This window comes from Secundilactobacillus angelensis (assembly GCF_012641075.1).
Classification (GTDB): domain Bacteria; phylum Bacillota; class Bacilli; order Lactobacillales; family Lactobacillaceae; genus Secundilactobacillus; species Secundilactobacillus angelensis.
Window position 1 is genome coordinate 1 of record NZ_JAAXLJ010000022.1, and the last position, 22,823, is coordinate 22,823.

Annotated in this window: 22 protein-coding genes and 2 pseudogenes; 13 read left to right on the top strand and 11 right to left on the bottom strand. The window is 40.1% G+C overall.

Features of this window, described 5'->3' with window-relative positions; genetic code table 11:
- The 6 genes and pseudogenes from HC026_RS10330 to HC026_RS10355 form a co-directional block, all read left to right on the top strand.
- A partial coding sequence (locus HC026_RS10330) for a ParA family protein (RefSeq protein WP_168925867.1) occupies positions 1-561 on the top strand: 561 nt, incomplete at its 5' end.
- A gap of 13 nt (positions 562-574) precedes the next feature.
- Positions 575-823: a ribbon-helix-helix domain-containing protein gene (locus HC026_RS10335; RefSeq protein WP_002825834.1), complete on the top strand. Its 249-nt coding sequence runs from the start codon at positions 575-577 to the stop codon at positions 821-823.
- 603 nt (positions 824-1,426) lie between these two features.
- On the top strand, positions 1,427-2,527 hold the full coding sequence (locus HC026_RS10340; RefSeq protein WP_168925868.1) for a replication initiator protein A: 1,101 nt from the start codon (positions 1,427-1,429) through the stop codon (positions 2,525-2,527).
- 219 nt (positions 2,528-2,746) lie between these two features.
- Positions 2,747-3,028, top strand: coding sequence for a type II toxin-antitoxin system RelB/DinJ family antitoxin (locus HC026_RS10345; RefSeq protein WP_168925869.1), 282 nt, complete (start codon positions 2,747-2,749; stop codon positions 3,026-3,028).
- A gap of 46 nt (positions 3,029-3,074) precedes the next feature.
- Positions 3,075-3,260: a hypothetical protein gene (locus HC026_RS10350; RefSeq protein ID WP_010620892.1), complete on the top strand. Its 186-nt coding sequence runs from the start codon at positions 3,075-3,077 to the stop codon at positions 3,258-3,260.
- Positions 3,257-3,937 (top strand): annotated as a pseudogene (locus HC026_RS10355) (zeta toxin family protein). The gene HC026_RS10350 and the pseudogene HC026_RS10355 overlap by 4 nt, the downstream one beginning before the upstream one ends.
- On the opposite strand, the gene HC026_RS10360 reads toward HC026_RS10355, so the two are convergent.
- Both HC026_RS10360 and HC026_RS10365 read right to left on the bottom strand, forming a co-directional pair.
- Positions 3,927-4,205: a hypothetical protein gene (locus HC026_RS10360; RefSeq protein ID WP_168925870.1), complete on the bottom strand. Its 279-nt coding sequence runs from the start codon at positions 4,203-4,205 to the stop codon at positions 3,927-3,929. The pseudogene HC026_RS10355 and the gene HC026_RS10360 overlap by 11 nt on opposite strands.
- 19 nt (positions 4,206-4,224) lie before the next feature.
- Positions 4,225-4,452, bottom strand: a complete 228-nt coding sequence (locus tag HC026_RS10365; RefSeq protein WP_159271159.1) for a hypothetical protein — start codon at positions 4,450-4,452, stop codon at positions 4,225-4,227.
- Between the two features lie 252 nt (positions 4,453-4,704).
- On the opposite strand from HC026_RS10365, the gene mobQ reads away from it, so the two are divergent.
- The 4 genes and pseudogenes from mobQ to HC026_RS10385 all read left to right on the top strand — a co-directional run bounded on the left by mobQ (position 4,705) and on the right by HC026_RS10385 (position 10,463).
- Complete coding sequence (mobQ, locus tag HC026_RS10370; protein WP_168925871.1) at positions 4,705-6,768, top strand: MobQ family relaxase; 2,064 nt, start codon at positions 4,705-4,707, stop codon at positions 6,766-6,768.
- A gap of 96 nt (positions 6,769-6,864) precedes the next feature.
- Positions 6,865-9,000: pseudogene (gene topB / locus HC026_RS10375) on the top strand (DNA topoisomerase III).
- A gap of 120 nt (positions 9,001-9,120) precedes the next feature.
- Positions 9,121-9,336, top strand: a complete 216-nt coding sequence (locus HC026_RS10380) for a hypothetical protein (RefSeq protein WP_003713050.1) — start codon at positions 9,121-9,123, stop codon at positions 9,334-9,336.
- A gap of 2 nt (positions 9,337-9,338) precedes the next feature.
- On the top strand, positions 9,339-10,463 hold the full coding sequence (locus HC026_RS10385; protein WP_168925872.1) for an ArdC-like ssDNA-binding domain-containing protein: 1,125 nt from the start codon (positions 9,339-9,341) through the stop codon (positions 10,461-10,463).
- Between the two features lie 156 nt (positions 10,464-10,619).
- Here HC026_RS10385 and HC026_RS12995 read toward each other — a convergent pair whose 3' ends face one another.
- From HC026_RS12995 to HC026_RS13000, 8 genes are all read right to left on the bottom strand, one after another.
- Positions 10,620-10,709, bottom strand: a complete 90-nt coding sequence (locus HC026_RS12995; protein ID WP_021353390.1) for a putative holin-like toxin — start codon at positions 10,707-10,709, stop codon at positions 10,620-10,622.
- A gap of 185 nt (positions 10,710-10,894) precedes the next feature.
- On the bottom strand, positions 10,895-12,088 hold the full coding sequence (locus HC026_RS10395; RefSeq protein ID WP_168925873.1) for a restriction endonuclease subunit S: 1,194 nt from the start codon (positions 12,086-12,088) through the stop codon (positions 10,895-10,897).
- Positions 12,078-13,700, bottom strand: coding sequence for a type I restriction-modification system subunit M (locus tag HC026_RS10400; protein ID WP_168925874.1), 1,623 nt, complete (start codon positions 13,698-13,700; stop codon positions 12,078-12,080). The genes HC026_RS10395 and HC026_RS10400 overlap by 11 nt, the downstream gene beginning before the upstream one ends.
- Before the next feature lie 13 nt (positions 13,701-13,713).
- The gene (locus HC026_RS10405; RefSeq protein WP_168925875.1) at positions 13,714-16,881 is read right to left on the bottom strand and encodes a type I restriction endonuclease subunit R; all 3,168 of its coding nucleotides are present in this window, start codon (positions 16,879-16,881) and stop codon (positions 13,714-13,716) included.
- Between the two features lie 163 nt (positions 16,882-17,044).
- Positions 17,045-17,413, bottom strand: coding sequence for a hypothetical protein (locus HC026_RS10410; protein WP_168925876.1), 369 nt, complete (start codon positions 17,411-17,413; stop codon positions 17,045-17,047).
- Positions 17,406-17,726 carry an acetyl-CoA carboxylase gene (locus tag HC026_RS10415; protein WP_085013056.1) on the bottom strand — a complete coding sequence of 107 codons (321 nt, stop codon included), beginning with the start codon at positions 17,724-17,726 and terminating at the stop codon, positions 17,406-17,408. Before HC026_RS10415 ends, HC026_RS10410 begins: the two co-directional genes overlap by 8 nt.
- Positions 17,719-19,020, bottom strand: a complete 1,302-nt coding sequence (locus HC026_RS10420) for a Y-family DNA polymerase (RefSeq protein ID WP_168925877.1) — start codon at positions 19,018-19,020, stop codon at positions 17,719-17,721. Before HC026_RS10420 ends, HC026_RS10415 begins: the two co-directional genes overlap by 8 nt.
- Positions 19,021-19,259: 239 nt before the next feature.
- Complete coding sequence (locus tag HC026_RS13000) at positions 19,260-19,364, bottom strand: putative holin-like toxin (protein ID WP_016378676.1); 105 nt, start codon at positions 19,362-19,364, stop codon at positions 19,260-19,262.
- A gap of 133 nt (positions 19,365-19,497) precedes the next feature.
- Between HC026_RS13000 and HC026_RS10430 the strand changes: the two genes are divergently transcribed.
- The 3 genes from HC026_RS10430 (at position 19,498) to HC026_RS10440 (ending at position 21,560) form a co-directional block, all read left to right on the top strand.
- Positions 19,498-20,040 (top strand): Pycsar system effector family protein, encoded by a 543-nt coding sequence (locus tag HC026_RS10430; RefSeq protein ID WP_168925878.1) that lies wholly within the window; start codon positions 19,498-19,500, stop codon positions 20,038-20,040.
- Between the two features lie 11 nt (positions 20,041-20,051).
- Positions 20,052-20,864 (top strand): nucleotidyl cyclase domain-containing protein, encoded by an 813-nt coding sequence (locus HC026_RS10435; protein WP_168925879.1) that lies wholly within the window; start codon positions 20,052-20,054, stop codon positions 20,862-20,864.
- 108 nt (positions 20,865-20,972) lie between these two features.
- The gene (locus HC026_RS10440) at positions 20,973-21,560 is read left to right on the top strand and encodes a recombinase family protein (protein ID WP_003680034.1); all 588 of its coding nucleotides are present in this window, start codon (positions 20,973-20,975) and stop codon (positions 21,558-21,560) included.
- A 304-nt stretch (positions 21,561-21,864) separates the two neighbouring features.
- Here the strand turns inward: HC026_RS10440 and nrdF are convergent, their stop codons facing one another.
- On the bottom strand, positions 21,865-22,815 hold the full coding sequence (gene nrdF / locus HC026_RS10445; protein WP_020923860.1) for a class 1b ribonucleoside-diphosphate reductase subunit beta: 951 nt from the start codon (positions 22,813-22,815) through the stop codon (positions 21,865-21,867).
- Between the last annotated feature and the right edge of the window lie 8 nt (positions 22,816-22,823).

Below are 22,823 nucleotides of genomic sequence, written 5' to 3' on the forward strand. Positions count from 1 at the left end.
GCCGGTTTTATAGACCTAGATGTTTTAGGAAGTTATCTAGAAAATAACAGTAACAAAGAAATGATGTTGTTCATGTGGTTTAAAAACAACTCCGATTCATTAAGCTTAACCGACTATGACTATATCTTAATTGATACGCACCCAGATTTTAGCACCATCACTAAAAACGCTATTGCTATCAGTAATTACCTGCTTAGTCCCATTACACCCAGTGAACATGGCTACAATGCCAAGTTTGACCTAGAAACACGACTCGAAAAATTCAGAAAATCACTTTTTGATTATCGAACTGGCGAAACTTACGTTGACGCAAAGCTTTTCTTTATCGGTAATATGATTAGACATAATACAAGCATGTCTCGCGATTTGCTAAAACACATAGAAGGCGATGAAACAGTCGCAACTATAATTCCTGAAAGAGAGCTCTTTAATAAAGCTACTGCAAGGCACGCTTCAATATTTGAATTAGCCAATCATGATGAATCCATTTTAAAGCAAAATCAAAAGTTCATAGAACACGCCGATCATCTTTTTCAAGAATTAGCAAATAAAACCAAGTAAGGAGAGTTAGATTATGAGTTTAGATTCATTCAATCATAAAAAAGACGAAGAAATGAGAGAAAGTTACGAAACTACATTGAAAGACAACAAGAAAGATGCAGTCGCATTTTTGAAAAATATCAGCCGAAAGGAAGTAGAGCGTAAGCGATCAGTTACCTTCTCAATTACTGAAAGCCAACTAAAAAAAATGGATACGGCTGCCCGAAAAAACGGATTTAAAAATCGTTCAGAATTCTTAGCTTCAATCATAGATGCAATTTAGTAATTAAATAAATAATTAATCAAACAAGTAAACACACAATTTATTTGTTTGATTAATTTGTGCTTAGGTAAAAGCTAGTAAAGTGCACTGAACCAAATACGGTTGCCTGTAAGTAAGCGCTATGCTAGACTAAGATTAATTTAACAACCAAATAAAGAGATCAAGCTAAACAGAAAAATCCCCGATTCACGAGGAATCGAGGATTTTAGGTTTAGCAAGTAGCTAATAGAGAGCTACTTAGATTCAGACAATTTAGACCGCCAAGTTAAAATCGTCTGAACATTGTTCTTAATTTGTAGGTTAATTATACCGCAAACCAGTCCTATGGGACAAGTGAAGGATAGTTAAAAACAAATTAAATCCAATGGACTAAGTAGCTAACCAATGCTATTTAGTCCATTTTTGTTGTTAGAAATTAAAAAAAGTTGCCGTATAGGCAACCCAGAATAGACACATGCCGGTGAATTTACAAAGCCGATCACGTCCAATGTTCGCTTTGTAATTCAGTTAAAGCATATCAGATTTGTATTTTAAAACAAGTCAGATGTTTTAGCAACTCTCTTTTAAGACGGCCTGTGTCAGTTAAGAAAGGGAGCTTTTATTATGGATCAATCAAACTTTAACTTTACAAATGCTAAAAGAGCCTATGAAGTAAAGTTCTACGCTTTGCCGCAGATCTTACTCCAAGGAGAAAAATATAAGGATCTTAGCGATAGTGCCATTTTACTTTATTCGGTGTTACGCGATCGTCTAAGTTACTCACTAAGCAATAATTGGGTTGACGAAAATAACAACGTATATTTCATATACACAAACAATGAACTAAAAGATTTACGAAACTGGTCAAATAATAAAATCAATAAGATTAAACACGAATTAATGGACGCAAACCTTTTGTATCAAAAACATATGGGTTTTAATCCAAAATCAGGCAAAAACGAACCAAATAGATTATATTTGGCAGATTTGGAAGTAACAGCAAAAGACGTTTATATTAAGCGAGAGCCAATAAAATCGCCTGAACCCCTTGGTACAAGCGGACTTCTCAAAAAGAGAAACCCGCATGATACCATTGAACCCCTTGGTACAAGCGGACTTCTCAAAAAGAGAAACCCGCATGATACCGTTTCTGATACGCCTGAATCCCTTGGCACAAGCGGACTTCTCAAAAAGAGACAAGATCTAGACTATACTAATAATTTAGATACTAATAGATATAATATAGATACTCAAAAGTTGGACTTTTCCACAGCCCAATTCTCACCAGCAGAACTAGAAAAGCAAAACAAGGATTTGGTGAACCATGCTAATGACTTCTTAACTGATGAAGACAGTGGCTTACCAGTTTTCTTAGAACCCGAAGCTGTTCAACTACTTAGCTTTTGGTGCCGAACCCCACAACAAATGCGGCGCTTCATTGGCATTATCTTAAATGCTAAGTACCGAGTTGAGAAGGATCATCAGGATATTGGGGTCCTAATCCCACTTTATGATGAGGAGCTGAAGCCTTTAATGACCAAAGCCTTGAGACGCTACTTTAACGCTCTTAGAAGCAATGAGAAGCACATTAAGAACGTTGAAAACTACTTGTACGGTACCATGCAAAACCTATTTGGGGTTTGGTGGAATAAACAAGCGGCTAGAGAATATGCGGCCAAACACCCCGAAGAACAGAACACTGACAATGAGCGCTCTTGGAATTAAACGGTATCTAAGCTCATCTAAGCCGTTTTAAACAGATAGAGCATAATTATATTAAACGAGTTTTAAAATGCGCGTACGGGCATTTTAGGAACGTTGTATAAGTGCCATTGCGGAAAGGACAGCAAACTTAAATTCACAACTTTTAAAGAAGCAGGCTAATTGAGATGGTACTCAAAGATTAGTATAATGTGAGTAGTAATAAAGGGGGGCGAGAAAATCATGGCAGTTAAGGAAAAGAAACGCGTACAAGTCCAGATTGACAAAGAATTGGCAGATAATACCGAAGCCGTTTTAAGCCAGTTAGGTCTAAACCCAACTACCGCGATCAATATGTTTTATAAGCGGATCGTAGCTGACGCAGCATTACCGTTTAAACCAGCCCTGAGCGAAGCCGAAAGAGCTAATTTAAGCCTTTTAAAGGCTACCAAAGAGACACCAGTAACAGAGTTCAAAGGCGCTAAAGAAGTCGCTGATTGGCTCAATGATCCAGATGAGGACTAATGGCTTATCAGATTAAATAAATTAATAACTTGGAAGTGTGATGAACATGAAAGATACAATCACAATTAATGACTTTTTTGAAATTGCCAAAGAAACTGATTTAAAAGATTTACTTGATAAGTCATTACATGAGCCAGATCCAGAAAAGCGCAAAGTATATGACGCTTTGTATACCTACTTTTTAGATAAAAGGCAAGATGAGGTTATTAAGCGAAAGGACTTTGTCCGTTGATAGATAAACCCCAATATATAATTGTTGCTGGTGTTAACGGAGCAGGAAAAAGTACGCTATACGATACATTTCCCATCTTGTTTGACAAAACAAAACGGATTAACGCTGATGAACTTTTAAGACAAATGGGTGGCGATTGGCATAAAGATAGTGACAACTTAAAAGCCATGAAAGAAGAAATCAAACAACTACACTATGCTTTAGATCACCAGCAGAGTATTCACGTAGAAACAACACTGGCAGGTAGAGGCAAAGCTCAACTCAATTTGATTGACAAAGCTCACAAAAATGGCTTTGAAGTGACTTTATTATATGTTGCTTTGCGAGATGAAAATTTAGCTATCCAAAGGGTCAACGAACGGGTACAAAAAGGTGGCCACGGTGTTCCAGTAGTAACGATCAAGAAACGTTATTAGCAATCCAAACATAATTTGCCATTAGTGGCCTTTAAATCTGATAAGGTCATGATCTATGATAATAGCGAAAAGTTTACCTCTGTTTATGCAAGAGAGAAGGGACAAGTTTTTAAAAACGATTTGAGGCATTTTCCTTGGATAAACCAAAATATTACTTATCCAGAAAAGGTGCAAAAGCAGTTACAAAATTTTGCAGATCAAAACCCAGAAGTAAAGCCTAAAAATGATCCAGAAAATAAAAACGATCGGCCTAGTTATTAGGTTGATCGTTTTTTAATTTATCCGGTTTATGGGCGTTAACATAGTCAGCAAATATTTTTAAAAGTTCTTCGGTTTGTTCGACCGAGAGGTTATTAGCTTGGAAGTACTTTTCTAATAAAGCCCCTTTTTGAATTAATCGGCGAGAACGGGCTTTGCGGGCTTGCCGACTTTCATAATATTTAGATTGCCGTAATTTAAAATCTTCCCGCTCAATTTTTTGTTTTAAACGCGCTTGTTGTTCAACTAGTTTTTCATATTGATTAGGCATAGTCATTACCACCTAACTATTATTGGTTATTTTGATCTTGATTTAAAAAGGCGGCAATTTTTTTAGCAATCATTTTAATTTGTGGAGTGGTCAGTGTTGCATAATTCAAATTAGATGATTTAATGATTTCCTTACCAAGGCTTTGTTCAATTTTGCTTTTTTCAGCTTTAATCTTTTGATTAAGCTGTTTTAATTTAGCTTCTTGTTTTTCTAAGTTACTTTGAGTCACAATTATCCCTCCAATCATCTTAAAATAATCACCGACACTATATCATAAGGGAAACGCTAAGTCAAAGTATAAGAGTTGAAATAGCGAAGCGGAAGGCATACACTAAAAGTAAATTCAGGAGAATCAGCAGACAGAGTGAAACGAGGTCAATGCGCACTTACACACAACAACTAAAGTTGGTTGTGTTATTGTGCTAGACCCTTGTATCAGAAGTCGCCGTTGGCGACAACAAAAGCAAACCCATAAACCCAAAGAAAGGTGGTGACCGACATGGCAATTTTTCACATGAGCTTTAGTAATATTAGTGCTGGAAAAGGAAGAAGCGCAATTGCTGGAGCAAGTTATAGAAGTGGTGAAAAGTTATTCGATCAAAAAGAAGGTCGAAGCTATTTTTATGAGCGTTCGGTTATGCCAGAAAGCTTTATTTTGACACCAAAGAATGCACCAAAATGGGCGAGTGATCGGGAGAAGTTGTGGAATGAAGTTGAAAAGAAAGATCGTAAATCAAACTCACGATATGCCAAAGAGTTTAACGTAGCTTTACCAGTTGAATTAAGTGAAGATGAACAGAAAGAATTATTGAAAAAATATGTACAAGAAAATTTTGTTGATGAGGGTATGGTTGCCGACGTAGCAATTCATAGAGATCACCCAGATAATCCGCACGCTCATGTTATGCTAACTAATCGTCCATTTAATCCAGACGGAACATGGGGATTGAAAAGTAAAAGAGAAAATATATTAGATGAAAATGGGAACAAGACTTATACAGGAAATAGTCGTTTTCCAAGATCAAGAAAGGTGTGGCTAGTTGATTGGGATAAAAAAGAAAAAATAACTGAATGGCGGCACAATTGGGCGGTTAGTGTAAATCAAGTTTTAGAGCAAAAAAATATTCCCGATCGGATCAGCGAAAAATCATTTATCGAGCAGGGAATAGATGATACCCCAATGCAACATGAGGGAATCAATAGTAAGCGGCATGAAAGAAAAGAATTTAACCAACAAGTTAAGGACTATCGCAAGGCCAAAGCCAGTTATAAAAATAACCAAGAAAAAGTAATCAATAGAGGTCATTTAGATAGCCTAAGTAAACACTTCTCGTTTAATGAAAAACGGGTAGTTAAAGAGTTAAGCCATGAACTGAAAACTTATATCAGTTTGGAGAACTTAGATGATAAGCGGCGCATGCTATTTAATTGGAAAAACAGCACCTTAATTAAACATGCGGTTGGTGAAGATGTGACTAAACAATTATTGACAATTAACCAACAAGAAAGCTCATTAAAAAAGGCAGATGAACTCTTAAATAAAGTGGTCGATCGTACTACGAAAAAACTTTATCCCGAGCTTAATTTTGAACAGACCACACAAGCTGAAAGACGAGAATTAATTAAGGAAACCGAAAGCGAGCAAACAGTTTTCAAAGGCAGTGAATTAAACGAACGTTTAATGAATATTCGTGATGATTTATTGACCCAGCAATTATTGACCTTTACCAAGCGGCCATACGTTGGTTTTAAGTTATTAATGCAACAAGAAAAAGAGGCCAAAATCGATCTGAAATATACGCTAATGATCCACTCTGATAGCTTAGAAAGCCTAGAACACGTCGATAAAGGCCTACTAGAAAAGTATTCACCAGCAGAACAGCAAACGATTACGAGAGCAGTCAAAGACCTACGGACAATCATAGCAGTTAAGCAAGTCATTCAAACGCAATACCATGAAGTATTGAAAAGAGCCTTTCCTAATGGTGATTTAGATGATCTTTCACTAGTTAGACAAGAACAGGCCTATACAGCCGTGATGTACTATGATCCAACTTTAAAGCCATTAAAAGTCGAAACAATGGCACAATGGCAAGAAAACCCACCGAGGGTTTTCAGTACCCAAGAACATCAATTAGGGTTAGCTTATTTATCGGGACAGCTTAGCTTAGATCAGTTAGAGAATCATCACTTACAACGGGTTTTAAAGCATGACGGCACTAAACAACTCTTTTTGGGTGAATGTAAAGTCGATCCAACGATTAAGAACAGTCAGATTGAGAAAATCCAAAAACAGTTAAAAGAGCAACAAGCTAAGGACGATCAATATCGAAAATCCCAGCTGGCACATTATCAACCGTTAAATTATAAGCCAGTTAGTCCAAACTACTACTTAAAGACGGCCTTTAGTGACGCGATCATGACTGTTCTATATGCTCGTGATGAAGATTACCAACGACAAAGACAGGCGCAAGGTTTAAAAGAGACTGAGTGGGAAATGGCGAAAAAGCAACGGCAACACCAAACTCGAAATCGGCATGAAGATGGGGGCATGCACTTGTAATCGGAATAAAAAATGCACCGTTAAACCTGGTTAAAAGCGGCTGAACAAGGCAAAACAGAATTAGAACAAAAGCTGAATCATAAGGAGTGAACGAACATGACCACTGTTATCTTAGCTGAAAAACCCAGTCAAGCCCGTTCATACGTCCAAGCCTTTCAAAAGAGCACAAAAAAACAGGGTTACTATACGGTTAGCGACCCTGTTTTGCCCGAAAATACGCTTGTCACGTATGGTCTCGGACATTTAGTTGAACTAGCCACACCGGATAAATATGATCAGAAATATCAGCAATGGGCCTTATCTAATTTACCGATTTTCCCCGATAAATACAAGTTTGTGGTATCAGCTAGTAAAAAAGATCAATTCAAGGTCGTCAAAGACCTGTTAACGAAGGCCGATACCATTATTGTTGCCACCGATAGTGGTCGGGAAGGCTCTAATATTGCGTGGTCGATCATGAACCAAGCGCATATTGATGTTAAGTCGAAAACGATTAAGCGCCTTTGGTTGAATAGCCTAGAAAAAGACGCGATTATTACCGGCTTTAAAAATCTTGGTGATTGGCACAAAGACTATTTGGCTTATAAAGAAGCCCAAACCCGTCAAATTAGTGACTGGTTAATTGGTATGAATGGCAGTCCTTTATATACTTTGTTGTTAAGACAAAAAGGGGTGCGCGGGGTGTACTCAATTGGTCGCGTGCAGACGCCAACCTTGTATATGGTTTATCGAAGAGACCAGGCAATCAAAAACTTTAAGCCGGAACCCTATTTTGAACTAAATGCGGAAATTTTAGCCAATCAGCAAAAATTCGCCGCGAAATTAGACCCCTATCAGCGGTTTAAAGACGAAGTAGGGCTAATGACATTCATGCAAGCTAAACACGTTCAGAAAGGCTCACAGGACGGTTTAATCAAGAACGTCCAAAAACAAGGTAAAAAGCGTGCTAGTCCCCAACTATTCTCGCTATCCAGTCTGCAAAGTGCGATGAATAAACGGTATCATGCCAGTGCCAGCCAAACCTTAGCGGCCATTCAGAGTTTGTACGAAGCCAAGTTCCTTAGCTATCCCCGAACCGATTGTGCTTATATCACTGATGAAGAATTTGAGTATTTAGTGGCTAATCTGACGAAGTATCTGGGGTTAGTCTCTAAGCAAGTCGCTTTAACCAATACCACCCCGAATAAACGTTACGTCAATGGGAAAAAGGTTGAAGAACACTACGCTATTATCATGACTAAAGTTGTGCCGACGAAAAATCAATTAGCGGCCTTACCTAAATTACAGCAACAGGTCTATGACTTGGTTTTAAGAACGACGTTAGCGATGTTTGCTGATCCGTATGAGTACGAGGAAACCACCATTATCACCCAAGTTGGTGGCGCCAATTTTAAAGCAACGGGTAAGGTCCCAACGAAGCAAGGTTGGCAAGCATTATTTGATGATCACACAGCCGACCAGCAAGCAGCAGCAACTTTACCGCTCGTTCACCAAGGCGATCAAGTCCAAGCAAATCTGCAAACACCGCAAAAAGAAACGACACCACCGGTACCCTTTACCGAAGGTACCCTGATTACGGCCATGAAGACCGCCGGCAAAACGCTTGATGATGAAGAAGCCCAAGCGATTCTTAAAGATGTGCAAGGCATTGGGACAAGTGCAACCCGGGCCAATGTGCTGGAAGTGTTAAAGAAACGCGGCTATCTCGTCACTGAAAAGAACAAGCTACACGTCAGTGAAGCCGGAATTACTTTATGTAAAGCGGTTGAACTCGAACCCTTGCTAACTAGCCCAGAAATGACGGCTAAATGGGAGCAAGCATTACAGCAAATCAGTACCGAAGAACGCACCCCAGATAACTTTTTGAGCCAGATTAAGAAGTTTGTGGCGAAGTTAATTGCTGATGTCCCCACACAATTAACCGGCAATTCAGCCATTAAGCAACAAATCAATCACCAACAGCAAGCACAAAAGTCCGCCGAGGTCTTCTTAGAAACACCGCAAGCGACCGTTTTAAATAAACAGAAGTTTTATATTGTAAAGCCTAAGTAAGGCGAAGACTTTACCCTGCCCAAGAAATGGAGCAGTAAGACCCTCGGGAAGACCGCCATTAAAGCGTTGGTCACCAAGGGGGAAACGAGCAAATTAAAGGGTTTCAAGAGCAAAAAAGGAAAGTTGTTTGACGCCAAGTTAAAGCTTGACGGCCATAAATTAAGTTTTGATTTTGATTAGAACCTGCCTACCGCCCTGCACGTTGTTTCGGTTGATGAACTCGTCATTTAGGTTTACTTTTCAAAAACCAAAAAGTGAACCTAACCAACGAGTGTAATTGTAAAAGAAGGAGGATATATCATGAAAAATGAACTGGAAGCATTAGCAAGCGAATTACCTATTTTGACGGATAAAAGCAGTTATAAGTACCTATCAGAAGTTGCGGGTAATGGCAAATATATTCAAGTTGCGTGGCAAAAAAAGAATGCTGAATATTTAGCACTTTACGGCACACAATCTATCAAGTTACCCCAAATTGATAATTCTGTAGAGTTTGTAGACGCCGAGGAGGGTTAATCATGCCAAGTAAAGTTGAAACTGAAAAATGGAAAAGGCAGCTTGTCGAAAATGCCGAAAAAGAAATTTTAAAACTAACTGATAGTGAAAAATTTAAAAGTTATCTTGATACCGTAGCAAAGTTTCACCGGTATAGCCAACGTAATATTGACCTTATCTATTCTCAAAATCCAAGTGCCAGCCAAGTTGCAGGCTTTAAAAAATGGCAGAATGATTTTAAACGATCAGTAAATAAAGGAGAAAAAGGGATCAGGATTGCGGCCCCTATTATTAAAAAACTAACTCCAGAGGATCAGAAAAGGCTTGATACGACCGAAGAAAAAGCCATAGTTGGTTATCGCTATATTCCAGTATTTGACATATCACAGACAAGCGGCGAACCAGTCCTAAGTGCTAAAGATTTTGTCAAAGAAAATTTGGCCGATCATCAGAATGTGACAAGTTTATATAACGCGTTCAAAGATTATTTAAACCAGCAAACCGACCTTAAAGTCAGTGAAGTGCCTTTAGCGACGCTAAATGGGGCTAAGGGGTATTTTCAACCCAGCACTAATGAAATCGTCATTGGTGGCGATGAGCCCGACAATGCTTTGAAACTAAAGACGTTATACCACGAATATGCGCATAGCCAGCTACACGGCTTAAAATCAGCCTTTAAAGATCGGCCACGAGCCTATCAGGAAACCCAGGCCGAAGCGGTCGCATATGTTGCCATGCAAAATATTGGCGTTGATACCAGTAACTATTCGCTCGGTTATGTGGCTACCTGGGCTAAAGATACAGCTGTGATCCATAGTGCTTTAAGTGAAATCCAGCAAGTTAGCAACAAAGTGATTGAGCTTAGCGACGGGTTAACCAAACAATTAGGCTTACAAGAAGCCCAAAAAGAGCCTGAGCATGATTTAAAAATGCTAGCAGCCCAGTCACTGAATAAGTCCTATCAAAGCTTGCAACAACAAATTCAACAGGCAACTAGTCCACAACAGAAATCAGAACTAAAAAATAAATTAAATGATGTACACCAGAAAATCAGTAAGCGAACTCAAAAACAGCTGCAAGCATTTGCTGAACAGAATCCGGAGATCAAACAACCCGAATCCGAACTTGATCAAAGTCTAAAACGTTAGCCAGTTTTTAAAGGTCATGCTATAATGGAAACAGAAAAGGAAGCCCCGCCGAAAACAGGACTTCCCACGCAAGCCGCTTCAAAGGCGGTGGCATAATTACAAAACTATATTAATGTCGTCCCGTAACTCGCCAAAGTTATAATCGGGGCGGCTTTTTTATTTGTGGTGCTTGTCGATATAGCTGAGTAGCGCGATTAAAAACGTGCCAAACAGCAACATCAACGAGAGTGTCTGGAAGACGCTCATTGACTGTGAAACCTTCCTGAAGATTATTCCATGTTCCCATGGGCCTCACCTCGCAAGGGAAAAGACAGCCACCGCCCTTAAAACTTCCTGCGTAATCCATTATACAGGTGAATTAAGTGTTGACCAAGCACAATAAAAATTAAGTCATGGGGTTTCATAGGATCCTAAATTTGATCAAATTAAGCTCAGCAAAACATCTTTTGTAGATACCCTTTTTTTAGTTCCTGGAGTTTTTCAAGCTTACGCTGATGAAGAGTGATAGTGTCATCAAGTTGTTTGAAGAAGGCACCGATTTGTTTTTGTTCATCCTTGCTTGGAATTGCAAAGTCTGTTGAAGAAATGTTTTTCCAATCAGAACGCGGCATCTTTGTACCTGAAGTATTGTTTGCAACTTTTTGATAATCATCTGATTGAATTAGGTAATAATCAAAGGACGGAACGCTAACATCAGTAGCTTCAAAAACCCAGAAATCACCCAATGCAACGCCTTCAAAATCAGGGAATAACCAATTTTTCAAATACGGACGAAGTTTCCCATACAAAATATTTTCAGATTCAAACAACGTGCCTTTTCGACTATCAAGTTTTGATGAAATATCTTTGTTTAAGCGACCTTCTCCTGAGACAATATCCTCAAACTCAACTTTAGGTAAAACATCAGAATTTGAAGATTTATTCACTCGGTTCACAATTTCAGTTAACTTACGCTGTTCCCAAGCGTCAGCAAACCCTGTAAATCTTAATTGCGGGAACTTGCTACCATTTTGGGGGAACATTTTTTGCAAATAGCCCTGTTTAAGTTCCTTAAGCTTAGCTAACTTACGCTGATGAAGGGTGATAGTGTTGTCAATTGATGAAAGAAAACGACCGACCACGACTTGTTCTCCCTTAGTTGTCGGAATGCAAATTGGGTAGTGTAAGAGATCAGAAGGCGTCACACGCTTCTGGCTATTTGAAGTGCCAGACGAAATAGACTGCAATTCACTTGTAGTCTTGTCTGATAAGAATAGCTGGTGAAGAAAACCAAGATCAATCTCAAAAGACTGAAATGGAACAAATTCACCTGACGCTACTGCATTTTCGGGGGCTTTCTTCACAAACCATATACGTCGTTGTCTTACATTCAGTTTATTGATCAGCAAAACCGTGCCAGATATTTTAAGTCGTGTACTCTGCATTGATTCGCCAAGGACTCGATTTGGGCGCTTTCCTCGGTCGTAAGAAGGCATACTATATTCTACAAATTCACGGCTAGGTGTTAATTGCGGGTCAATGCTTTTACGAAGAATATCACCAAGATCCCCCAACTTACGTTGTGCCCAAGGATCAGTGAAACCTTTAAATCTTAGTTGCGGATATTTAGCTTGTTTATCCTTCATTGTGAGCCTCCGACTTTGACTGCTCATTCACCTGGGTGGCCACTAACTGGCTAGCTAATTCATTAAAGGCTTGTTCATTTTGACTGATTTTCTCGTCTAGTTGCTTTAGATCAGCTTTGACTTGGCCCAGATCAATCTCGGGTTCCGGTTCAAACGTATCGACATAACGCGGAATATTTAAGTTGTAGTCATTCTCCTTGATTTCCGCCGGTGAGGCCACGTGGGCATATTTATCGACATCTTGCCGGTTTTGATAAGTCGTCACAATTTTTTGAATATTGGCTACTGTTAGCTTATTTTGATTCTTGTCCTTTTCAAATTCCCGGGACGCATCAATAAATAAGACGTCGTCAGTGGTCTTGTGTTTCTTTAAAACCATGATCAATGTCGGAATACCAGTGGAATGAAAAATATTGGCGGGTAGTCCAATAATGGCATCAATCCGGTTATCCATTAGAAGCTTTTGGCGAATTTTGCCTTCCTTAGCCCCCCGAAATAGCACGCCATGGGGTAAGACGATGCCCATAGTTCCGTGCTCCTGCAGATGATAAAAGCCGTGTAGCAGAAAGGCAAAGTCGGCTTTAGATTTAGGCGGTAAAACGCCATAGTCGCGGAAGCGAGGATCAGACAAGCGTTTGTCACTATTATCCCAGTGTGCCGAGTAGGGTGGGTTCATAACAACCGCATCAAATAAGTAAGGTTCGTCAACCGGCCAATCTTTACTTAACGTGTCGCCATTGCGTAAGTGCATATCGTCATACGAGACTCCATGTAACATTAGGTTCATACGGGCCAGGTTATAGGTCGTGGTGTTCAATTCTTGACCATGGTAACTCACTAAACCCGGATTTTTCACGTGCTGTCCCACATTCAACAGTAGTGAACCGGACCCAACTGCTGGATCATAAATAGTTCGAACTTGGTGGTCACCCGCATTACGCTGATAAGTCACAATCTGAGCAATAATGTCGGACACCTGCCGCGGCGTGTAAAATTCCCCCGCCTTCTTACCAGAATCACTGGCAAATTGCGCAATTAAGTATTCATAGGCGTCACCTAAGACATCGCCTTGATGATGAACGAGGTCAATCGCATTCAAAGCTAACATAGTATCACTAATGGTTTGGTTCCGTTGTTGTAAAGAACTGCCTAATTTATTACTACTTAAATCCACATCGGCAAACAAGCCCGAAAAGTCTTGCGCTGACGACAGATTTTGTGTCGACTGTTCCAGATCATGAAGTGCTTGAGATAAATCGTCTAACGCAAAAGTATGGGCTTGAATCTTGCCAATCAGAGTGGCGTACAACGCCTGGGGTTGAATTAAATAGCCGAGCGTATTTTGCAAATACTCAACTAAACTGGGCTGCACTGAGACGCCTTCCAACTCAAACTGCGGATCCATATACTGAGCATATTTCCGGGTGACATTTTCGGTTTCGCCTGCCCAATCACTAAAGGTCGTTAAGGTTTTCTCAGATAGAAATCGATAAAAAATTAACCCCAATAAATAATTTTTATATTCAGAAGCGTCCATTTTCCCGCGTAAGACATCGGCCGCATTCCATAGGGCGCTTTCAAGTTGACTAGCTTGAGTTGTTTTTGCTGACATTGTTTAACCTCACTTATTTTTGTAGATAGATTGCTAAATCGTGTTCAATAAACTGCCGCCAAGCGGCCTGGGACTTAATCCGGTATAGTGGCAAAATAGCTGGAATCTTCGGCCCAGTGGCAGTTTGAGCTTGTAAGGCCGCTGCTAAATTCGCTGACTGCGTTAATTCTTGTTCATGATGCCATTCATCAGTACCCACGGTGTGTTCACGTGCCACCCGTAATAGGGCTGCTTGATCTAAGCCCCACGTATGGGCAAAGGTCGTCGTTTTTTTGACCAATTGTTTCTGGGCGTAATCAGCCACCAACTCCCGAGCATTCAACGCTACTGGCGCTTGATTTGGGGTGCTCCGTTGCTGAGACTGTTGCATTTGTTGCTCAATATAAGGCATGGCTTCGCGAATTAACTGGGCCTGTTGCGGTTGCGTTTCCGCTAATTTATTCAAACTAGCCTGTACTTTGGCACTATTTTGCAGGTAATCGGTCATATGGGCTTGGGCTTGATCAGGCGTCGTGTACTGTTGCTGTTCATCAATCCAATCTTGAATTAATTGCGTCAAATAATCATAATCCACCAAGACGACTGAACCAACGGCTAGGGAAAAGTCTAAGGCAGCTAATTCTTCGGGGATTTTCTCAGGCTCTTGGTTAGTAACCGCCGCTTTAATCCGCAGATATTTACCCGTATAGGATTCTACTTCGGGCTGAGCGATACCAAAGGCCTTTTCACTGTTTTCCCAAGTGAAATCGTTGTACATCGATAAGGAATTCAATTGCTGATTCACTTGGCGAAAGGCTTTCACAAACTGTACCTTGGCAGTGGTTCCTTTCAGGTCATCGGCCGCCGTCGGCGTTTGAGCAATGGCTTTTAAATCGACCACAGCCTTTTGAAATTTTAAGACAGCCTGCTGATAAGTGGGACGAATGATGACATTAAAAGAGCCTTCGCCACTATATAACTTATAAGCTTCACGTTCATTCGCTTCCATGATTGCCGGCACCCGAAAGGTCACAATTTGGCCTTCTTGTTTTAATTCCCGGTTTTGGAGCCGGTTGGTGCGTGAGTAGGCTTGAATAAGTTCTTGATAAGCTAAGGTGCGGTCAACAAAGAGCGTGTTTAGCCGAGGGGCATCAAAACCTGTTAATAAACGGCGTACGACAATCACTAAATTAATTTCCTGATCGGGTTGCAAATGAGCAAAGACCGCCTCACGCCGGGCAGCCCGTTTTGCGACATCTTCGTTATAGAGATTCAAATCGGCTAAATCAAAATTAGTGTGATACTGCTGATTATAATCCTTTAAAATGGTGGCCATTTGGTCATGTTTGTGCGCACTCTGATCTTCGTTTTCACTTAATGAATAAGTAATCGCAATTCGGGGCCAATCAGGATCTAGCTGATTGTGAGTAGTCTTTTTCGCGGCTTTAAAGGCTTGATAATAGCGTTGCGCCATTTCAATGGAGCTGGTGGTTAAAATCGCATTGTAGTTGCCATGCCCCAAGCTGGTTTTACGTGGGCCTTTTTGTAAAATATATTGAACAACTTGTTGGATATGTTCATCAGTCTCAAAGTCAGCCGGAGTTAAATACGTTTCTTCCAAGTCCTTGACTGGCATCGCTTGAATCTTGGCTTGAATTTTTGCTTCATCAGCTGTACTCAGCAGGCGGCCTTGCTTATCACGACGCGCTTTGACGCGCTGAGTTTCTTTTTCGAGGGCCCGGGTTATCAACGTGTCTTTCCCAATCGTCGTTACGTGTTCCACGTTAAACGGTAACACGGCTTGGTCCTCTAAGGCGTCTCGTAAGTTATAAACGTGACAGACTTTACCAAATAGCTCCTCAGTCGTAACCGCTAGATCACCCTTGAGCTGTTTTTTATTTTCATTAAAGATGGGGGTGCCGGTGTAACCATACCAATTACTATTGACAAACGCGTCCCGAATTTCCTTTTGCATCTTACCAAACTGCGACCGGTGGGCTTCATCAACAAAGAAGATCACCCGTTGCTTTAAAGTTTTACTAAAGCGGGATTGCTTACCGGTTGCCAGCTGGGCTTGCGTTTTTTTGACCGCCCGATGAAGTTTTTGAATCGAGGTGACCAAGACCTTACCGTCATTTTGTTGCAACTTACGCATTAAATCACCGGTATTTTGGGCTTCGTTAATGGCAATATCATCATTGGCGGCATAGGCACTAAAGTTGCTGGTTGTCTGTTCGTCTAAATCCCGCCGGTCAACTAAGAAGATGACCTTATCGACACCGGGATCTTGCGCAGCTAATTTAGCGGTTTTATATGAGGTGAGTGTCTTACCAGAACCCGTGGTATGCCAAACAAAGCCATCTTGATGGTCATGAATCCGGTGCATCACGGCTTCAATCGCATAAATCTGATAAGGCCGTAAGAGAATTAAGCTCTGACGTTCTTGGTCGATGACCGTATATTCACTGACCATTTTGTGGGCCATGGGAATATTAAGGACTTGGCGCGTGAACGCTAAGCCGTTTTCCACGGGGTGATTATCCCGCGTCCGCCAATTAAACAAAAAAGCTTTATTGAAATGATCCGGTTCGGCATTCGCAAAATACGCCGTACTATCCGGCGTCATAATCACAAACATTTGCAACAGCGAGTAAATTCCCGTATATTTACCTTCCTGTGCGTATTTTTCAATTTGATTAAAAGCCTGGTTAAGTTCGACCGTGGCTTTTTTTAGTTCCAATTGAATTAAGGGTAACCCATTAATCAATAGGGTTACGTCAAAACGGCGATCAGGATCGACATCTTGAGTACCAGCTAACCGTGGTCGCACTGCTTGTCGGACCACTTCATAACTAGATTTACCGCCAGCGACGTCCGCTTTCCAAAATAACTCGAGTGTCACCGTGCCCAGCTTAGCATCATCACGTTCAACTTCCACTTTGCCAATGCCATTTTCGGCGGCTAGTAACTTAGCTGCTTCGTAAGGTGTCCGGACCTCAATCGCCCGTTTAACTTGATTAAATTCGGTATCAGTTAGGGGGTATCCCTGCAATTTAGCATAGTTATTGTTATTTAATTTATCACGAAAATTAGCCCATAATTGATCCGGGGTCGCACCATACAGGTCTTTGCGTTCCACCCATTGATTGCTTCCAGTCGTTAAGGTTTTAACAACTTCTTTTTCAAATGACAGTTCCAACATAAAAACATTCCTTCCCCCACCTTTAAATTACTCACTAGTTTATTATACGCGAACAGATTAGCGTTTAGGCTTCATAATTTAATATAGCTAGGATACAAATAAAGCCAAATAGACAAGCATCAAAAAAACGGAAGGTTAATTATTAAGTAACCGTTCCGTCCTTTTATGTTGAAACATTTCGAATTTCTGGTAGTGGGATAAACCGATCAGCATCAACCACAATATCATTGGCATTGTAACCATGAATCAAGGTGGTGATATCTGGCCAATGACGGTTGTTTTGGTCAACCGTTTTTAATTGAATGGTCACTGGTTGCTGACGCTGATATGCGTCCGCCAATACCTCGGTAATTGTTGCTAAGGATTGTTGCGGTCTTGGAACGTATATTTCATTCAATTGCTGCTTCTGTTGGTTTAAAGCAGCAGTATGGTCGGATAAATAGAATCCCTGCCATTTCATCATGCCCCGGTCATGGTAATCATGTTCAAAAAAATGTTTAACCGTGTCTAAATCAAAGTCTTGGTTACTCAAGTGGCACCCGCTTTCGTTGAATCAGCTTTTGACTTGCCGGCCAACGTTCCCCAGTAAAGCCAACAAATTCGATTGTTAGTTTTATATCTTGTCGTAATGCTTTTAGTAAATTTTCTAAATCAGCTAAATCATAGTTAGCTAATTTATGTAAGGGAACGGATTGCAAGCGCTCATTAGCCCGTTGACTGTTAAAAAACAGATTATAGGTCTGATCGTAGGTATCATTAGTCAACATTAACCAATAGCGGGTTTTGGGACGCCGCTTAAACAATAGGGTTAACCGCCCCTTAATAATCTCTATATCGCTATTCATAGCTATTGCCTCCATTATGTCCGCCCACTAGTGAAGCCCGCTTGATAGCGGTGCCTCCCTTTAATAAACTGGTCGCGTAAACTAGTTTGGTGAACCCAAATTGCCGGTGAATTTCATCAATCACCTGGTTTAACCGGCTATGGCGAATTTGGTTGCGCGGGGTTTCAAATAAATTAAGTTGTTGGCCGGAGTTGGCACTTAGTTTACTGCTATAAACACCAATATTCCGGACAGCTTGACCGTCCCAATTCTGACGGAATAACCACAATAACTGTTGCGTCAAAACTTGATTGTCGTTAGTTGGTTCAATTTTTAAAGCTTGGTGAAAGCCACCGCGGCCATCTGCTTCGGCTGCGGCATAGGAAAACCCAATGCTTAGCGATAGACACCCCGCCAGTTTATGGTGGTGCCGAAGCCGCGCCGCCACCTGTTCCCCAATTTCTTTAATGACGGTTTCAATTTCGACTTGGTTAAAATAATCTCGTGGCAATACTTGCGAATTACCCAGGCTAGCTTCTTTAACCTTAGTTGGTTCCGTAACTTGCGCGCGATCAATTCCCCAGGCCGTAGCAAATAATTGGCTACCAATGATGCCAAGTTGTTGTTTGAGTAAATAAGGGTTGGTGTGGGCTAGCTCATACATATTGTGAATTTGAAGCCGGTTCAAACGTTTCGCCATACGGGGGCCAATCCCCCAAACGTCCGTTAATTCAGTAATTGACCAAATTTTATCCGGCACCGTTTCGTAATGGATTTCACCGATCAATTCATGATTATGTTTAGCGTAAAGGTCTAAGGCTAATTTAGCTTGAACCGGATTGTCACCAATCCCCACGGTGGTATACAAGCCTAGTTTTTGCCGAACTGTCTTTTGAATCAAGCGCGCCACTTCGCGAACGGAATTGCCAAACAGCCGCCAAGTATGGGTCATATCAAGAATGCTTTCATCAATCGAATACGGCCAAACCTCTTGTTCAGTGGTAAATTGATGAAAGATCTGATTGATCTGCAAATTACGTTGAATATAAAGGTTCATACGCGGTGGCACGACCCATAACTTGGAGTCATTGGGTAAGTCACGTTTACGGGAGACATTGGCTTTAAGATGAAATAAGTGCTTAGCTTCGGGTGACGTGGCTAAAATAAGCCCACCATTGGTATTTTCAGCTTCACTAAGGACCACTAACGGGACTTTTAAGGGATTAAGGCCCCGGGCAACGGCTTCGCAACTAGCATAAAAGGACTTGTTATCGATTAAGAAGAACACGCCATGCGGTTCATCATCAAAAAACATTTAGATCACTTCCGTTAGCTTTTACCTGTATTGTAGCACAGAAGGCAAACGTGTGTTCCCTAAAAACTGCTAGAAAGCTGATTAAAAATAGTCGAAAGTCCATTATAGTCATGCTATAATGTAGACAGAAAAAGGAAGCTCCGCTAGAACAGGACTTCCCATGTAGAACCGTTTAAGACGGTGGCAAAGTTTAATATTAGATTAAATAATCCGTTAGCCCTGCCAAAAGCTAAGACGGATTATTTTTTTTGCTGACTTTTGATCAGCTCAACAATTAATGCAATTAAGGCTACGATAAAGGTACCGAAAGCCAGCATTAATTGTAAAGCGTCCGCAACGGACACTTAGGCTACTCCTTTCGTTAGGATTTATGGGCTTTAAAGGTTTAACACCATAAGCACCACCTCCGATTGGAAATAGCCACCGTCTTAACTTTTCTACAAGCTCAATTATACAAGAAGAGAGATGGACTAGGCAATGAACGATAATAATTGTGAAAAAACCAAGTATTTACAATATCTATTAGACAAGCAATTAGATTGGATACAAAAATCAGATACAAAAGCTTCAATCTTATTATCAGCAATTGGGGTGTTATTTACTTTATTGATAAACTCTCGCTTCTATGGTGTCGTAGTAAATTGTATCCACTATCTTTTTATCAAAGATAAAATTTTTTTAACGGTACTTATTTTTTTGCTAGTAATTGGATTAATATTAGTCTTTATTGGTGGATTCTATTTATTCTTTACCCTTATACCTAGATTGAAAAACATTTCCCATCAACAATCCCACATTTTTTTTGGCGATATATCTCAAAATGGGCTAAACGAAATGAAAAATTACTTCTGCAAAGATTTTAATCCCAATGATGACCTAGTTAATCAAATATTTGTTAATGCCAATATTGCTGATACAAAAATGAAAAACTGCAATAATGGTATCAAATTTATATGTTTAGGCTTTGGGACAATTTTTCTAGTCACACTGATAGCATCTATTGGACTATCTATCAATTAATATGGAAGGACATGGAAAATAAAATGGGAAATAGTAAATTTCTAAGTACAGCTGAAGATGTAATAAAAAAGATTCTAACAGATACAAATAAATTTGATCATCTGGATTACTTGCCTAGTTTAGATAACGCATTAAGTTACACTAATGGTGCTTACGTCAAAAATACCGCTTTTTTTATTGATATACGAAACTCTTCTAAACTGATTAAAAAAGAGGGATATGAAAGAAGAATAATAGCCAGATTTTATAGATCCTATATTAGCGAAATAATTGCAGTTTTAAGAAGTCATGAGTGTTGTAGGGAAATAAATATTGTTGGTGACTGTGTTTCAGCAATATTTGTTGAAAACAAAGATAAATCAGGTGAATATAAAGACAGATCTGATGTTATAGAAGCTTTAGAATCAGCCTCTATGTTCAATCCTCTATTAGGAATAATAAATAATCTCTTTTCTAAGCACTATAAACGAAGAATTGACATTAAAGCGGGCGTGGGTATTGCTACGGGCGAAGCACTGGTTATACAAGCTGGAGAAAAAGGTAGCGGTATAAATAAGCCTATCTTTCTTGGTGACAACGTAAATACCGCTGCACACCTATGTGATAAAGCCAATAATGAAAATTATCCATATTTTACTTTGACCGATCAAAACGTTAAAGACAATTGTAAAAGGTACATTGCTAATCTTGATAATCAAACATTTGCAGATTTTTTAGCTACACAATTTGCAACTGACGAAGGAAAATACTTCTATGGGGGAAACTTTTGGAGAATTCCATTTAACGATAGACTCAAAGAATTGCAAAATGATTGTAATTTTTAAATTAACCCCAAACGACCATTAGGGTATACCCTAGTGGCTTTTTTTGATTCTGTGCTATACTGGGAATTACAAATGTTCATTAGAACTGTCCAAAAGGAAGCGCTGACAATGGCTAAAATTGGTTATGCTCGTGTGAGTTCCAAAGAGCAACATTTAGATCGACAGCTAGCGGCCTTAAAAGGCGTTGATAAATTATTTACGGATAAATTAAGTGGAGCTAACACTAATCGGCCAGAACTGCAAAAAATGCTGGCCTATATTCGTGAGGGAGATATTGTCCTGGTCACTGAATTAGATCGCTTAGGCAGAAACAACCATGATTTGACTAAGATCATGAACTCCATTCAAAATAAGGGTGCCACCCTAGATGTGTTGAATTTACCGTCCATGACAGGGATTGCTGACCCAAATTTACGTCAACTGATGACCAACTTGATTATTGAACTCTATAAGTATCAGGCCGAAAGTGAACGTAAGCGAATCATCGAGCGTCAGCAACAAGGGATTGCCCTCGCCAAACAGCAGGGTAAATATCATGGACGCAAACCCCAATATGCCAAAGATGATCCCCGTTTGCAACATGCTTTTAAGCTTTATCGAGCTGGCATGAGTGACATTGATGTGTCCCGAAATACAGGTATTAAACGGACGACCTTTATTCGATACCGTGTGAAATACGGTATTAAAAGAAAATAGGGCCCCCCTTTTGGTTAGCACATGTTAACTGAAAGGGTCCCTATTTTCTTTACTTAATAAGTCTAATTAAATTAGTGGCCTTGGTCGAAGAAGGCATCAACTATTTTAATCAACTAGATCGTTCACCAGCAAGAAACGACCTCACCCCAGCGGAATACTGGAATGAGGCCGTTTAAGCAAAGCAAAACTTATATTATTTCAAATGACAACTTGACAGGGACTAGTACAACTCAGGGGGCTTTACTTTAATATTTCCTGTAGATATTAGCCTTTTTTTAATTTTAATTATGTCTAGAAGCCTATGTTAGAAGTCATAGTCGCCGCTACTCATAGCTTCAGCATTACCCATTAGATAGCCAGCACCAACTTGTGAAAAGAAATCATGATTGGCCGTTTCGGTTGAAATTCCGTTCATTACGATTGGGTTGATATCTTTAATCTCAGCATTGGGGAAGCGGGATTCAAAGCCCATATTTTGGAGCGCCTTGTTGGCGTTGTAGTGAACGAATTGTTTAACGTCTTCCGCTAACCCAATCGGCGCGTAAACTTCTTCGGTGAACGCAAACTCGTTCTCAAGGAGATCGTCGAGCAACTCATCCATCCACTTTTTGAATGTTTTTTGTTCAGTCGCCGATAGCTCGTTATATCCCAATTGAAATTTGTAGCCGAGGTAGGTACCATGAACAGATTCATCGCGGATCACCAGTTTGATAACTTCAGAAAGATTTGCCAGCTTATTGTTACCACGGTACCAAAGTGGGGTAAAAAAGTTGGTGTAGTACAAAATTCCTTCAAGAAAGACGCTTGCAACTTTCTTTTCAAGGTTGTTTCCCGTTTGATAAATATCATTGATCCGTTTGGCTTTGTATTGCATTCTGGGATTATTGTTCATCCATTTGAATACTTCGTCAACAGTGGCTTGATCGTTCAAAGATGTCAAAATAGTGCCGTAGCTTTTGGCATGAATTGACTCCATCATCAAAAAGTCATTGAGGACTGCTGCTTCTTTTCGTGTCCGAACGTCGGGCCGCATCACGTCGACTCCTTCTTCAGATTGGAGTGTGTCCAGCAAGGCTAATCCACCCACAACCCGATTGATAACCGATTTTTCGGTGCCAGAGAGTGTCCGCCAGTCCCGTAAATCATTAGAAACAGGTACTCGCGTATCCAGCCAGTATTGTGCCGTTGCTTTATCCCATACATATTCGTCAAGTTCGTCTTCGATGATGTCCCAATTAATTGTTTTATAGCTCATTAGTTGAA